The sequence below is a fragment of the Leifsonia sp. 115AMFTsu3.1 genome (assembly GCF_004362795.1).
Lineage (GTDB): Bacteria > Actinomycetota > Actinomycetes > Actinomycetales > Microbacteriaceae > Leifsonia.
The window spans coordinates 355910-368312 of sequence record NZ_SNYB01000001.1; the positions used below are offsets into that span (position 1 = coordinate 355910).

The following is a 12403-nucleotide window of genomic DNA, read 5'->3' on the forward strand; positions in this document are numbered from 1 at the left end:
CCGGCAGCGGCGAGAATGGGGTGATGGCCCTCCCCGCGACCGAGCGCATCATCCCCGTCCCGGTCACCCGCATCGAGCTGGAGGCCGCCGTCGCCTTCGGAACCCTCCGCCGCGCGTTCGAAGCGGAGGTGCCCCCGCTCGACGTCGCGCAGCTGCGCGACCTCCTCGCGGACGATGCGGACTGGCGCCGGCTCACCCGCGAGACGGCCGGACCCGGCATCCATCGGTTCGTGCGGTTCTGGACCGACCACCCGACGGCGGTGATGCGCGTGGGCGGCGCCGACATCCCGAGCGCGGTGTACCTCATCGGCGACTACGCCACGGCCGCGCGGATGTTCCGGCATGATCCCGGCACACTGCTGTACACCCCGATCCGGGTCGAACTGCACGCTGCGCGTGGCGGCGGCACGGTGCTGAGCGTCGATCAGCCGAGCAGTCGGCTGGCGAGCTTCGGAAACAACAAGATCACCCAAGCAGGCTTCGAACTCGATCGGATGCTCGGCGACCTGCTCGAGGAGCTCGGCCTGCCCCGGCCCAGCGTGCTGCGCCGCTGAGCCGGGGCGGGATCGTCAGCTCCCGGGGATGCTGGCGATCGGCAGCGTCATGACCGTGAGATCCTTCTGGATCTCGGGATCGTTCAGATGCTGCGTGAACAGCCTCTTCAGCTGGTCCTGGTCGACCGTGGGAAGAGGCGTGCCACGCAGGTCCTCCACGATCGATCGATACCGCTCCGCCATCCGGGTGAGGGTCGCGTAGCAGTTCTCATTCAGCCAATCGACGGACTGACCGGCGTAGAACGCGCCGTCCCGACCGCTGACAAAGCAGTACGGTTGCTCGCGCGGGAGGAACGGGAACCGGTTGGATTCAACGGCGGCGGCATCGGCGGCGAACATGTCCCAGCCGCCGGTCGATCCCTCGGCGTTCGCCCAGGGCCAGGTCGCGTCGTCCCCCTCGGGGAACAGGGTCGCCCAGTTGCTGTCGCTGCCCAGACGGCCGTCCTGCGAGGAGGTTCCGTAGACCACGGACCCGATCGTGGCGGAGGACAGAGGGAACACCTGATCCGTGATCTTCGTGACCATCTCGGGATCGGCGATCGCCTTCGTGATGGCGGCGGCGAACCCGTCCGTGCTCTGCGCGATGAACGCCTCGCGGTCCGCTGCGAGCTTGGCCTGGAGTGCCGCGTGGGCGTGCCACTTCTGCGTTGCCGCCTTGGCCACGACTTCCGCTCCGGAGCGGGGATCGGCCACCTCGGCCGCGAGCGCTGCCCGGTCGACCGCGGCATCCACGAGTCCCAGGTTGAACACCTCGGTCGCCTGCCACGCGGCGAACATGTCTCCTGCGGCCGCGGACATGGATGTGGTGAGCTCGTCGATGTGGTCCGGCAGCCACTCCTGGAACCGCTTGTCGCGGATGCCTTTCATGTAGTCGAGCTGAATCGGCGAGGTGTCCCGGAACGCGGCGATGAACGCGCCGATCAGGGCGCCGATCAGCACGATCACGATGGCGACGACCGGGCTTGCGAAGGACACCACGAAGCCGGCCGAGTTGGCCAGAAGAGCAACCACGTTCTGGGCGATGTCGATGTCGTCGCCGCTTGTGATGGCGTTCGCCAGCCCGAGGGCCTCGGCGAGCACGGGAACCTGTCCGGCGAAGATCTCGGCCTTCTGGAGCTTCGAGAGGTCGGAGTCGAAGGCGCCCGTGACGTCGAAGATCCACCGCAGCGCCTCGACGCCGTCGAGAGCTTCGAGACCCTTGAGGTCGCGGAACTTGGCGGTGTGGGCGAACTCGTTCAGTTCGCCCCGTGTGGCGGGAAGGGCGGTGAACACGTTGCCGTCCTTCGCGCCGGCCCCGGCGAGGTCGGAGAAGTCCCCGCCTTTCTCGACCAGTGCGGCGAACTTTTTCCGCCCGAGGTCCAGGAGCTCGGGGGCGCTCAGCGCGGCCAGGGCTTTCCCGCTGGTGTCGACCGTCCCGGTGTCCAGGATCCTGCTCAGTTCGGCTGTGACGCGACTCGTCTCCGGACCGGCCCAGGCCGGTTCGGCGCCCGTCGTGCCGGGGATCAGCGCGATGGCTACCGCGGCCACAGCCAGCTGGGCGGTCAGCCTGCGAATTCTTCTCATGTCGTCTCCCATCAGCCGGGCGTTCTGCTCGGCGGTGCTACTGATGAAGACGAAGCGGTATACCCCCTCCTGACGCGTGGCCCGGCGGGTCGGGTCTATGAGCCTCTCAATGCATGTCGCTCTGCGGCCGGCCCCCTGACGATGTCGGTGCGGCGGCGTACTGTCTGCCGCATGAGCGACACCAGCGGCACCACGAACGGCTCCGGCGACGATGTGCTCGGCGCCCGCGGCGACGACAGCAACCCTGCGAGCAAGGACCCGTCGGAGTGGGTCACCGGCGACGAGCCGATGACCGCATCCCAGCGCAGCTACCTCGACACCCTCGCCCGCGAGGCCGGTGGGGAGCTCCCCGCCGACCTCACGAAGGCGCAGGCATCGGAGCACATCGACCGGCTTCAGCAGAAGACGGGGCGCGGTCAGGGCTGACGGAATGGAGTTGACGCAACACGCCGTCCCCGGCCGACGGCGGACGGCGTGTTGCGTCAACCAGATGTCAGCGGGAGGCGGGCACCGCGTCGCGGAGGAAGTCCGCGACCCAGCGCGCGCTGCGCTTGGGCGTGCGCTTCTGCGTCGTGTAGTCGACGTGCACGATCCCGAAGCGCCGGGAGTAACCCCACGCCCACTCCCAGTTGTCGATCAGCGACCAGATGAAGTAGCCCTGCAGCGGTAGGCCCTCGGCGACCGCATCCCGAGCCGCCTCGAAGTGCGCCTCCAGGTACTCGGCGCGCTGCGGGTCGTCGATCTGGCCGTCCGCGTCCACCTGGTCCGGGTACGCAGCACCGTTCTCGGTGATGTACAGCGGCAGGCCCGGCGCGAGCGCGTTGGCCTGGCGGAGCACATCCACCATCCCGTCGGGGTGGATCTCCCAGCCCATCTGCGTGACCGGAGCCCCGGTCTTGACGAAGCGGACGTGCTCGCTGCCCGGGTAGGCACTAGAGGGTGCGCCCGCCGCGGGCTTCGAGCCCGATGCGACCGTGTGGCGGCTGTAGTAGTTGATCCCGAGGAAGTCGATCGGCGCCGAGATACGCTTCAGGTCGTCGTCGGTCGCGTTCTCGGCGAACCACCGCGTCTCGCCGAGGTCCTCGAGCACATCGACGGGATAAGCGCCCTTCAGCACAGGGTCGAGGAAGAACCGGTTGCTGAGGCCGTCGATCCGGCGCGCCGCGTCCGCATCCGCCTCGGAGTCGCCCGCGGGCTGCACCGAGTACAGGTTGAGCGTGGTGCCGATGCTGGCCGACGGGACGGTCGCACGCAGCGCCTCCAGCGCGTGGCCGTGGCCCAGGAGGAGGTGGTGCGCCGCGTGCGCCGACCGGGAGCCGAGCGTTCGCCCGGGTGCGTGGTGCCCGCTCGCGTAGCCGAGGAAGGCCGAGCACCACGGCTCGTTGAGCGTGATCCAGTCGGTCACGACGTCGCCGAGCTCCTCGGCGACGAGAGCGGCGTAGTCGGCGAACCGCATCGCGGTGTCGCGATCGAGCCAGCCGCCGCGGTCCTCCAGCGCCTGGGGCAGATCCCAGTGGTACAGGGTCGCCCACGGGGTGATGCCGCGCTCGCGCAGCGACTCGGCGAGCCGACGGTAGAAGTCCAGGCCCGCACGGTTCGCGGGGCCGGTGCCGTCGGCCTGGATGCGCGGCCACGCGACCGAGAACCGGTAGGCGTCGAGGCCGAGGTCGGACATCAGCGCGACGTCTTCCGGCCAGCGGTGGTAGTGATCGTCGGCCACGTCGCCCGTGCTGCCGTCGGCGATGGCTCCGGGGACGCGTGCGAAGGCATCCCAAATGCTCTCGCCGCGGCCATCCTCGTGGGTGGCGCCTTCGATCTGGTACGAGGCGGTCGCGCTCCCGACGACGAAGCCGTCGGGAAGGTCGCTTCTCTGCATGGTCACTGCTCCTTGGACGGGGCGAGCCAGTCGCCGTCGCCGTTCTCGTAGAGGGAGATGAGGATGTCGTCGCGCTTGATCCCGAGCGCTGCGAGCCGCTCGACGACCAGCTCCGCACCGCGCTGCTTCACTTCGGGAGAGTACCCGTTGTAGGCCAGGATGCTGATGAAGACGATGTCCGAGCGATCCGCGTCCGGGAAGGTGCGGCTGTAGAACAGGTCGCCCTGCTCGTGCAGCGTGAAGATCTGGAACAGGTCGTCGGCCGGCATGCCCCATCCGTCCGCGAGCGCGGAGTTGATGGCCGCGCTCATCTGCGGTCGGAGGTCGGCCAGCGGGCTGTGCATGTCGATTCGGACGAGTGGCATGGTGTCTCTTTCGTGTGTTCGGTGGTGGGTCGGTGTCGGTCAGTCGGCGTCGAGCCAGTTCGCGGGGGAGGGCAGGAGCGACTCCAGCTCGTCCCAGAACTCCTGCGGCCGGTCGAGCGCGGCGGCGTCGAGGGTCTGCTGGATGCGCTCCGGCCTGCTGATCCCGACGATCGTGCTCGCGAAGCGGTCGTCGCGGGTCGAGAAGCGGAGGGCGGCGGCCGCGAGGGTGGTGTCCCACCGGCGGCAGGCCTCCCGCATGCGCGCGATGGCGTCGAGCGTCTCCGTCGAGGCCGGCCGGTATCCGTAGTCGGTCTTGCGGCCGGTCTCGTCGGCGAGGATGCCGCCACCCAGAACGGCCGCATTCACGACACCGATCCCGAGCTCGGCCGCGCGGTCGAGCAGGGGTCCGGCGCTCCGGTCGACGAGCGTCCAGCGGTTGTGCACGAGCAGCACCTCGAAGACGCCGAGGTCGAGGTAGCGGCGCATCACCCGGACGTCACCGCCGGCGAGCCCGATGTGGCCGACGTCGCCGCGCTTCTTCGCCCGCACGAGCGCATCCACCGCCCCTCCCGGAGCGGTCATGGCGTCGAAGTCGTGAAACTCCGGGTCGTGCAGGTGCACGAGCGGCAGGGGACGGATCCCGAGCCGCCCGGTGCTCTCGGCGATCGACCGTCGTACGCGCTCACCGCTGTAGTCGCCGTCGCGCTGGTCGGTCTTGGTGATCACCACGACGTCGTCCGGTAGGCCGCCGAACTCCGCGATCGCCTTGCCGATGCGCTCCTCGCTGCGGCCGTCGGAGTACCCGTTCGACGTGTCGATGGTCCGGATGCCGCTGCGCAGTACGTCCTGCACCAGCGCGATTGCGTCCGCCTCGGCGACCTCGTGGCCGAAGTTCTCGGGCATGCTGCCGAGTGGGGCGCCGCCGAGGGTCACCGCGCTGACGGAGAGTCCCGTCGCGCCGAGCGGACGCAGCGAGGTGGATGCGGTCATGCGTTCGCGACCGTGTACAGCAGGCCGTCGGGGCCGCTGTAGACCTCGCGGTCGCCGGTGGTGCCGACAACCGTGCCCGGAGCGGTTCGGCCCTCGAAGGCGACCGCGACGAAGCCGGGCGCGTCGAGCTGCGGGCTGCGCTCCGCCTTCTCGGCCTTGTCGTAGGTGAAGATCTCGAGCGAGCTGTCGCCGTGGCGCAGGAAGTTGATCTCGAAGCCGCGGTCGTCGCTCGGCTGGTGGATGCCCGACATCAGCGAGTACCCGAGCTCGCCGTAGTGCTCCTTGGTCGCCTCCAGGTCGGCGACGGTCTCGGCGACGTGGTCGAAGCGGGGGCGGTCGGGGTCGCCGAGGCCCCAGTCCCGCTCGACCGCGCTGCGGTCGTAGACCTCGTGATACTGGAGCGGGCCCTCGACCAGTTCGAGCAGCGTGCCGTCCGGGTCGTAGAAGAACGTGATGCGCACATCCCCCTCGGCGTGGATCGGCTCGAGGTGGAACGGCACGCCGGCGTCGTGCAGGGCGTCCACGCGGGCGTCGAGGTCGGAGACCTTGAAGCCGACATGACGGAAGCCGCGCTGGAGGTCGTCGCCCACCCAGGTCGACTCGGCGGGGGTGTCGATGTGGTTGAGCACGAGCTGCGCGGTGACCAGGTCGAGTACCGCGCTGTCGTCACCCGCCCCGATGACCTCGGCGCCGAGGTGGCGGCGGTAGAACTCGACCGACCGCGGGATGTCGGTGACGTTCAAGAGTACGGATTCGATGGCCAAGGGAGAGTCCTTTCTACGCTGAAAGCTCACTATCTCAACGTACGCAACTAAGTGCATTCGGCCAGAGAAAGCGGCATTAGACGACACAATACATGGCAAGGCGAGGTTTTTGACAAAAAGGTTTTAACTATTGCGCGTCGTTCGGATGCGTGTGTAGGCTCGCCCCGAACGTGCGCCGCCATGCACGAGATCAGCACAAAGAGGTGGAGGAATCACAATGATGCGTACGCGGTTCATTTCCGCGGCAGCGGTGGCTGCGGCCGCCGCACTGGCGATCACAGGCTGCACCGGCTCGTCCGGCGATCAGGCCTCGGATGTCAAGCCGGCCAAATCCGGAAGCGTCACCTGGTGGGGCTGGACCCCCGACACTCCGGTGGCCGAGAAGTACATCGCAGAGTTCAACAAGGAGTACCCGGACATCACGGTCACCTACAAGAACTTCGAGAACGTCGACTACCGCAACACGATCACGCCCGCGCTCGACTCGGGCAAGGGTCCGGACGTCTTCGACCTGTCTCCCGCGGGCGGCTCGCCGGACCTGTGGGGCCCCTACGCGCTCGACCTGACGTCGCTCGCAAAGGACACCCTCGGCGACGACTGGAAGGACCAGATCGGCGGCTCCTACGTGAAGCAGCTGACCGGCTCGGACGGCCGTTTCGTCTCGCTCCCGCTGGGCGGGATGTCGGCCGGATTCCTCTGGTACAACAAGGACATCCTCGACAAGGCCGGCGCGAAGGTTCCGACGGACTACAACTCCTGGGTGGACACCTGCAAGAAGGTGACGGCCATCGGCAAGACCTGCTTCACCATGGGTGCCGGCGGCACCGACACCTTCCCGACCGAGATGTACCACTCGATCGCCAACACCGTCGACCCGGACTTCTTCATCAAGGCCGCCACCGGCAAGGCGAAGTGGAACGACGAGCAGGGCCAGAAGGTGCTCGAGATCATCAAGAAGATGAAGGACGACGGCATCATCCCGCCGAACGCGCTGGACGGCCCGCAGTATCCGCTCGCGAACAACGAGTTCATGAAGGGCGACGCCGCCATGGTCCAGATGGGCTTCTGGTACACGCAGTACGCGGGCGCCGAGTCGTGCAAGGCCTCGATGGAGGCCGCCGGTGTGAGCAACCCGACCTGCTTCGTCCAGCTGCCCGCGCAGTTCCCGGATGTCGCCGGTGAGGGCCACAAGAGCACCTACTTCGGTGAGGCCGACTACGGCCTGGCGATCAACTCCGAGTCGAAGAACATCGGTGCGGCCAAGACGTTCGTCTCGTGGATGACCATGAACAAGACCGGCCAGCAGAACGTCGCCAACGCGCTCGACCTGCTTCCGGCCCTGAAGGGGACCACGCCCGACTGGTCGAACATCACGCTCGTGGACGAGGCTGTGCAGCGTCCGGCGATCGAGACCCTCATCAAGGAGAGCGGCGAGACCACGGAGTCCCGCCAGTGGCAGACCACCCAGAAGTCGCTCGACGCGATCGTGGTCGCCATCCAGCAGGTGCTCGACCCCTCGGTGAACAAGTCGATCAAGAGCATCGCGGACGACCAGCAGGCCTCCTCCGAGGCGAGCAAGGTCGGCACCAAGTAATCGCCATCGAACGAGAACGGATCGATCTACGTCATGACCGTCACGGATCTTGAGATCGGATCCGACCGACAGACACCCGTGGTGAAGGGAGGCGGGCGCCCCAAGCGGCGCGCCCGCCTCCTGCCCGGGGGCCTCCGCTGGATCCTTCCGGCGTTCGCCATCTCCGTCGGGCTGATCTACTACAGCATCATCTACTCGGGCTACCTGTCGTTCTTCTCCTGGCCCGGCGGCCGGGCGCTGATGACGCCGGTCGGCTTCGGCAACTACATCTCGGCGCTGGCGGACCCGGTGCTCTGGACCTCGCTGCGCAACACGATCATCTATTTCGTCGTGGTGTTCATCGTGCAGGTGGCCGGCGGGACGCTGTTCGCGGCGGCCATGCACTCCAAGATCCGCTTCGCGAACCTCTACAAGGTGCTCGTCGTCATCCCCGTCGTCGTGGCACCGGCCACGCTCGCCCCGGCGCATGTCGAGGTCTGGCAGAGCGACGGCACGGTTAACAGCATCCTGGGCTTCTTCGGCCTGTCGGCTCTGCAGCAGCCGTGGATCGGCCAGTCGACGACCTCGCTGCTCGTCGTCACCCTGGTCGGATGCTGGGGTGCGATCGGCTACGGCTTCATCCTCATCTACGCCGGCATGGCGCAGATCGACCCCGAGCTCATCGAGGCCGGGAGGCTGGACGGCGCGGGCAACTTCCGCGTGCTGTTCTCGATCGTCCTTCCGACGCTTCGCCCGATCATCGTCTCGCTCGCCATCCTGAACTTCATCACGGCGCTGAAGCTGTTCGACAGCCCGTGGCTGATCACTCAGGGCGGCCCGGCGCACTCGTCCGAGTTCCTCGGAACCATGATCTACGCCGAGACGGCGAGCAGCGACCGCAACCTCGGTTACGCGTCGGCGCTGTCCATCCTGGTGCTGATCATCGCGATCGCCGTCTCCGTCTTCATGCAGCTGCGTGGACGCGAGCGTCTGACCCGTACGAAACCGCGCCGCAAGGAGGCCGCCGATGTTTGAGACCCGCTCGCTCCGCGCGCGCATCACCCTGCAGCTGGTCCTCACGGTCGCCGTCGTGCCGTTCGTGATCCCGCTGATCGCGATGCTCCAGACCAGCTTCGAGGGGCAGGGGTGGGGCAACTACCTCGCGGTGGTTCAGGTCCCCGGCTTCCCGAAGTTCTTCCTCAACACGATCATCATCGCGGTCGCCTCGATCGTCATCGTCTACGTGGCGACGCTCGCGGCGGCGTTCGGCTTCTCGAAGCTGCGCGTGCGCGGCAAGGAGCTGTACTTCTGGCTCATGATGGCCGCGCTGACGCTGCCTGAGGTGGTGTTGATCGCTCCTCTTTATACGACCGCGGTAAAGCTCGGGCTGCTCGGGACGTACTGGTCGGTGATCCTGCCTATCGCGGCGCTCCAGATCCCGTTCACCGTGCTGATCGCCCGTGGCTACGTCGACGGCATCCCCGACGCGATGTTCGAGGCCGCCCGCATCGACGGCGCGAGCACCTGGCGCGTGTTCTGGTCGATCCTGGTCCCGCTGTCTCGCCCGATGGCCGTGGCGCTCATGGTGCTGGTGCTCATCTACGCGTGGAACTCGTACCTGCTGCCCAAGGTGTTCCTGATCGACGACGGGATGGGCGTGGTCACGCAGCTGCCCGAGTTCTTCCGACGGCAGTACAACGACGACACGCCGAAGATCCTCGCCGCATCGGTGATCACCGCGATCCCGACGATCATCGCCTACATCGCACTGCAGCGGCAGTTCGAGCGCGGCATGGCGGCGGGCGCGATCAAGTGACGGAGGAAGTCGTGGCGGGAGGGCCGCATCCGGCAGACTTCCTATCTGGGGTCTCGTGCGGAGCGAGGGGAAGGCGGTGAGCAGATGACGGATCAGGCGGCATCGATCGGCCTGGTGATCCGGCACGGCCGCGACCGCGACCCGGTCGCCTCCGCGATCGTGCGCGCGATCGCCGGCCCCCTGCTCGCGGCCGGCATGCGGTTCATCACCCGGTCGGTCGACGACGAGGAGTCGGAGCTGCGCACCTACCGGCTGTGGGCCCGCGTCGGGGGAATCGCCGGTGTCATCGTGCTCGGGGCGCGGGAAGAGGATGCCCGCATCCGGCTTCTCCGTCAGATCGACATGCCCTTCGTCGCGCTCGCCCCAGCCGCGGACGATACCGACTACCCGGCGGTGACGGTGGATGCGGCGGCCGCCTCGCGCGCGCTCGCCGCCTACCTCGACGGGCACCCCGCCCGACGCTGGGTGTACGTGACGGCGCAGTCGGAGCCGGATCCGCTGGTGAGCGATGCAGGCAGCGCTGCGGGTGACGGCGGCCGGCGCATCGAGGTCGTCCAGACGGCGGATGTCGTCGCGGATGCGGTGCGCATCGCTGCCGAGAGCTCGCCGGAGGCGCCGACCGTCCTGGTGTTCGACAGCGACCACGACGCCGTCGCGGCGCTCGACGCCCTGGAGGAGCACGGCGTCGCGGTCCCTGACGCGGTATCCCTGATCTGCTGGAGCGACTCTCTGGTGTGCCAGAGCGCGAGCCGTCCGATCACCGCGATCGACCGTCACGGCCGGGAGATCGGCGCGCTGCTGGGCACGGCGGCGCTCGCCGCCATCCACGACGGCGATGTCGGACCGGTGGCGGCGCCCGAACCGGTCGTCGTCGTGCGGGAGACGTCGTGAGTGCGGCCCGACGGCTGGGACCGTCGTCCGCGAACACCCGGAGCGCCGTGCTCGACATGGTCCGATCCGGCGGCACCGTCACACGCACCGAGCTTGCGGAGCGATCGGGGCTGACCGCCACCTCCATCACACGAATCGTCAAGTCGCTGATCGAGGACGGCCTGGTCATCGAGACCGGCTTCAGTGAGTCGACCGGCGGCAAGCGCAGCAGCCTTTTGGAGCTCAACTCGACCGGGCGGTTCGCCGTCGGGCTCTCGCTCGACGCCGGGCGCCTGACCTACGTCGTGACCGATCTCGCGGGCACGGTCATCGGCCGGCTGGTCTCCCCCGGGATCGAGGAGGCGGGACCGAGCGAGGATGTGGTGCGCATCGCCCGCGAGCTCGGCCAATTGCTGGTCCAGCTCGACATCGCGCTGGAGTCCGTCGTGGGCGTCGGGGTCGCCGGCGCCGGCCTCGACCTGGGCGCCGGAGCGGAGCGCCTGTCGATCACCTCCACCGAGTGGGAGTCCTTCGCGCTGAACAAGGCGCTCGAACCGCGCATCGGACTGCCGGTGGTGCGCGACAACGACGCCGCGTGCGCCGCCCTCGGCCAGTACTGGGCCGGCCGGGTGCCCGCGACGCAGGACTTCGCGACGCTGTACCTCTCGAACGGCTTCGGTCTGGGGCTGATGGTCGGCGGCAGCGTGGCCCGCGGCGCCTCCTCGAACGTCGGTGAGATCGGCCACATGGTCATCGACATCGACGGTCCGCAGTGCTGGTGCGGCGCGCGCGGGTGCCTGGAGATGCTGGCGGCGCCCCGCGCGGTGGTGGCGCAGGCACTGGACGACGACGACCTCGTCCTGCAACTGGGCCTCACCCGCGACCCGCAACGCTTCCGCGCGGACTTCGAGGCGATCGCACGGGCGGCCGCCCAAGGCGAGCCGCGCTGCTGCGAGTTGATCAAGCGCTCGGCGCGGTATGTGGCCGCCGCGGTGCTGTCGATCGTGAACGTGCTCGACCTCGACCGTGTCGTGCTGGCCGGACCCGGATTCGCGGACGCCGGAGCCATCTACGTCCGCGAGATCCGTGCGTACGTCTCGCAGTTCGCCCGCACCCGCGCCATCCACCCGGTCGTCATCGAGCTCGCCGACCCCGGATTGGATGCGGCGGCCGGCGGAGCGGCGACGCTCGCGCTCCAGCACGCGCTCACCCCGCATGCGGCGCCGGGTCGCTGACCACGAGGTCCTCGGACCGACGGGCCGGCCGAACGCGTCGCGGCACACCTCTCCACACCGACCGCGCGCTGGGATATGGTTCGGCCACGGCGGTCTTGGGCGGAGGCGAGCAGCATGCGTGGAGCTGTACGGCACGTGGAGTGGGTGGGCGACGAGGACCCGCAACGACTGGAGGCCGCGGTGCTGACCCTCGCACCGGACAGGCTCGACGCCCTCGGCACCTCGCGGACCACCGACTACGTCACCAGCTGGGCGCTGGAGACCGGGCCGGACTGGGTGACCTCGCGGCTCTCGGTGTCGGTCGCCGGCCGCGGGTTCACGCGCTGGCTCGTGCTGACGCGCAGCACCCACGGCACCTGGGCGACCGAGACGTACGCCCACGGCGACGTGCGCTACCACGGCGAACCGATGCCCGATCCGGGCGCGGCACACCCGGAAGCCCTGGAGGACGCACTCGACTGCGACCTCGCGCTCTGCCCGGTCACCAACACGATGCCGATCCTGCGCCTGCGTGCCCGAGAGGGGCTGGCGGAGACCGAGCTCACGATGGCGTGGGTCGACCTGCCGTCGCTCGCGGTCATCCCGAGCCGGCAGGCGTACAGCGCCGCGAAACCGTACGACCCGGCTTCCGGTCACAGCGTGGTGCGGTACCGCAGTGTGGGCGACACGTTCATGGCCGATCTCACCGTGGATGAGGACGGCATCGTGATCGACTACCCGCGGCTGGCCCGGCGCATCCTCTGAGCACCCACGACCGCACACCGAATCGGCGCCGCCAGCAGTCGTGACCGCTGACG

Annotated in this window: 13 protein-coding genes; 8 read left to right on the forward strand and 5 right to left on the reverse strand. The window is 68.6% G+C overall.

Features of this window, described 5'->3' with window-relative positions; all coding sequences use genetic code 11:
* Positions 1–23: 23 nt before the first annotated feature.
* The gene (locus tag AXZ95_RS01855; RefSeq protein ID WP_018189291.1) at positions 24–554 is read left to right on the forward strand and encodes a hypothetical protein; all 531 of its coding nucleotides are present in this window, start codon (positions 24–26) and stop codon (positions 552–554) included.
* 15 nt (positions 555–569) lie between these two features.
* Here AXZ95_RS01855 and AXZ95_RS01860 read toward each other — a convergent pair whose 3' ends face one another.
* Positions 570–2117 carry a hypothetical protein gene (locus tag AXZ95_RS01860; protein WP_231374304.1) on the reverse strand — a complete coding sequence of 516 codons (1548 nt, stop codon included), beginning with the start codon at positions 2115–2117 and terminating at the stop codon, positions 570–572.
* A gap of 171 nt (positions 2118–2288) precedes the next feature.
* Between AXZ95_RS01860 and AXZ95_RS01865 the strand changes: the two genes are divergently transcribed.
* A complete protein-coding gene (locus AXZ95_RS01865) occupies positions 2289–2543 on the forward strand; it encodes a DUF3072 domain-containing protein (RefSeq protein ID WP_018189293.1) in 255 nt (84 codons plus the stop codon).
* A gap of 67 nt (positions 2544–2610) precedes the next feature.
* Here the strand turns inward: AXZ95_RS01865 and AXZ95_RS01870 are convergent, their stop codons facing one another.
* From AXZ95_RS01870 to AXZ95_RS01885, 4 genes are read right to left on the reverse strand one after another with little or no spacing between them, the layout of a single operon-like run.
* Complete coding sequence (locus tag AXZ95_RS01870) at positions 2611–3993, reverse strand: GH1 family beta-glucosidase (protein ID WP_051087267.1); 1383 nt, start codon at positions 3991–3993, stop codon at positions 2611–2613.
* A gap of 2 nt (positions 3994–3995) precedes the next feature.
* Positions 3996–4358 carry a tautomerase family protein gene (locus AXZ95_RS01875; protein ID WP_018189295.1) on the reverse strand — a complete coding sequence of 121 codons (363 nt, stop codon included), beginning with the start codon at positions 4356–4358 and terminating at the stop codon, positions 3996–3998.
* Between the two features lie 39 nt (positions 4359–4397).
* Positions 4398–5348 carry an aldo/keto reductase gene (locus AXZ95_RS01880; protein ID WP_018189296.1) on the reverse strand — a complete coding sequence of 317 codons (951 nt, stop codon included), beginning with the start codon at positions 5346–5348 and terminating at the stop codon, positions 4398–4400.
* Positions 5345–6112, reverse strand: a complete 768-nt coding sequence (locus AXZ95_RS01885) for a VOC family protein (RefSeq protein ID WP_018189297.1) — start codon at positions 6110–6112, stop codon at positions 5345–5347. The genes AXZ95_RS01880 and AXZ95_RS01885 overlap by 4 nt, the downstream gene beginning before the upstream one ends.
* A gap of 217 nt (positions 6113–6329) precedes the next feature.
* Between AXZ95_RS01885 and AXZ95_RS01890 the strand changes: the two genes are divergently transcribed.
* The 6 genes from AXZ95_RS01890 (at position 6330) to AXZ95_RS01915 (ending at position 12350) form a co-directional block, all read left to right on the forward strand.
* Positions 6330–7706, forward strand: a complete 1377-nt coding sequence (locus AXZ95_RS01890) for an ABC transporter substrate-binding protein (RefSeq protein WP_018189298.1) — start codon at positions 6330–6332, stop codon at positions 7704–7706.
* 33 nt (positions 7707–7739) lie between these two features.
* Positions 7740–8720 (forward strand): sugar ABC transporter permease, encoded by a 981-nt coding sequence (locus AXZ95_RS01895; protein ID WP_018189299.1) that lies wholly within the window; start codon positions 7740–7742, stop codon positions 8718–8720.
* The gene (locus AXZ95_RS01900; RefSeq protein WP_018189300.1) at positions 8713–9501 is read left to right on the forward strand and encodes a carbohydrate ABC transporter permease; all 789 of its coding nucleotides are present in this window, start codon (positions 8713–8715) and stop codon (positions 9499–9501) included. The genes AXZ95_RS01895 and AXZ95_RS01900 overlap by 8 nt, the downstream gene beginning before the upstream one ends.
* Positions 9502–9585: 84 nt before the next feature.
* Positions 9586–10392, forward strand: a complete 807-nt coding sequence (locus tag AXZ95_RS01905) for a substrate-binding domain-containing protein (RefSeq protein ID WP_018189301.1) — start codon at positions 9586–9588, stop codon at positions 10390–10392.
* On the forward strand, positions 10389–11606 hold the full coding sequence (locus tag AXZ95_RS01910; protein ID WP_018189302.1) for an ROK family transcriptional regulator: 1218 nt from the start codon (positions 10389–10391) through the stop codon (positions 11604–11606). The genes AXZ95_RS01905 and AXZ95_RS01910 overlap by 4 nt, the downstream gene beginning before the upstream one ends.
* 114 nt (positions 11607–11720) lie before the next feature.
* Positions 11721–12350 carry a putative glycolipid-binding domain-containing protein gene (locus tag AXZ95_RS01915; RefSeq protein WP_231371133.1) on the forward strand — a complete coding sequence of 210 codons (630 nt, stop codon included), beginning with the start codon at positions 11721–11723 and terminating at the stop codon, positions 12348–12350.
* Positions 12351–12403 lie beyond the last annotated feature (53 nt).

Coding starts and splice junctions, on each gene's coding strand:
- AXZ95_RS01855 (WP_018189291.1), top strand. CDS start 24: ATGGCCCTCCCCGCGACCGAGCGCATCATCCCCGTCCCGGTCACCCGC.
- AXZ95_RS01860 (WP_231374304.1), bottom strand. CDS start 2,117: ATGAGAAGAATTCGCAGGCTGACCGCCCAGCTGGCTGTGGCCGCGGTA.
- AXZ95_RS01865 (WP_018189293.1), top strand. CDS start 2,289: ATGAGCGACACCAGCGGCACCACGAACGGCTCCGGCGACGATGTGCTC.
- AXZ95_RS01870 (WP_051087267.1), bottom strand. CDS start 3,993: ATGCAGAGAAGCGACCTTCCCGACGGCTTCGTCGTCGGGAGCGCGACC.
- AXZ95_RS01875 (WP_018189295.1), bottom strand. CDS start 4,358: ATGCCACTCGTCCGAATCGACATGCACAGCCCGCTGGCCGACCTCCGA.
- AXZ95_RS01880 (WP_018189296.1), bottom strand. CDS start 5,348: ATGACCGCATCCACCTCGCTGCGTCCGCTCGGCGCGACGGGACTCTCC.
- AXZ95_RS01890 (WP_018189298.1), top strand. CDS start 6,330: ATGATGCGTACGCGGTTCATTTCCGCGGCAGCGGTGGCTGCGGCCGCC.
- AXZ95_RS01895 (WP_018189299.1), top strand. CDS start 7,740: ATGACCGTCACGGATCTTGAGATCGGATCCGACCGACAGACACCCGTG.
- AXZ95_RS01900 (WP_018189300.1), top strand. CDS start 8,713: ATGTTTGAGACCCGCTCGCTCCGCGCGCGCATCACCCTGCAGCTGGTC.
- AXZ95_RS01905 (WP_018189301.1), top strand. CDS start 9,586: ATGACGGATCAGGCGGCATCGATCGGCCTGGTGATCCGGCACGGCCGC.
- AXZ95_RS01915 (WP_231371133.1), top strand. CDS start 11,721: ATGCGTGGAGCTGTACGGCACGTGGAGTGGGTGGGCGACGAGGACCCG.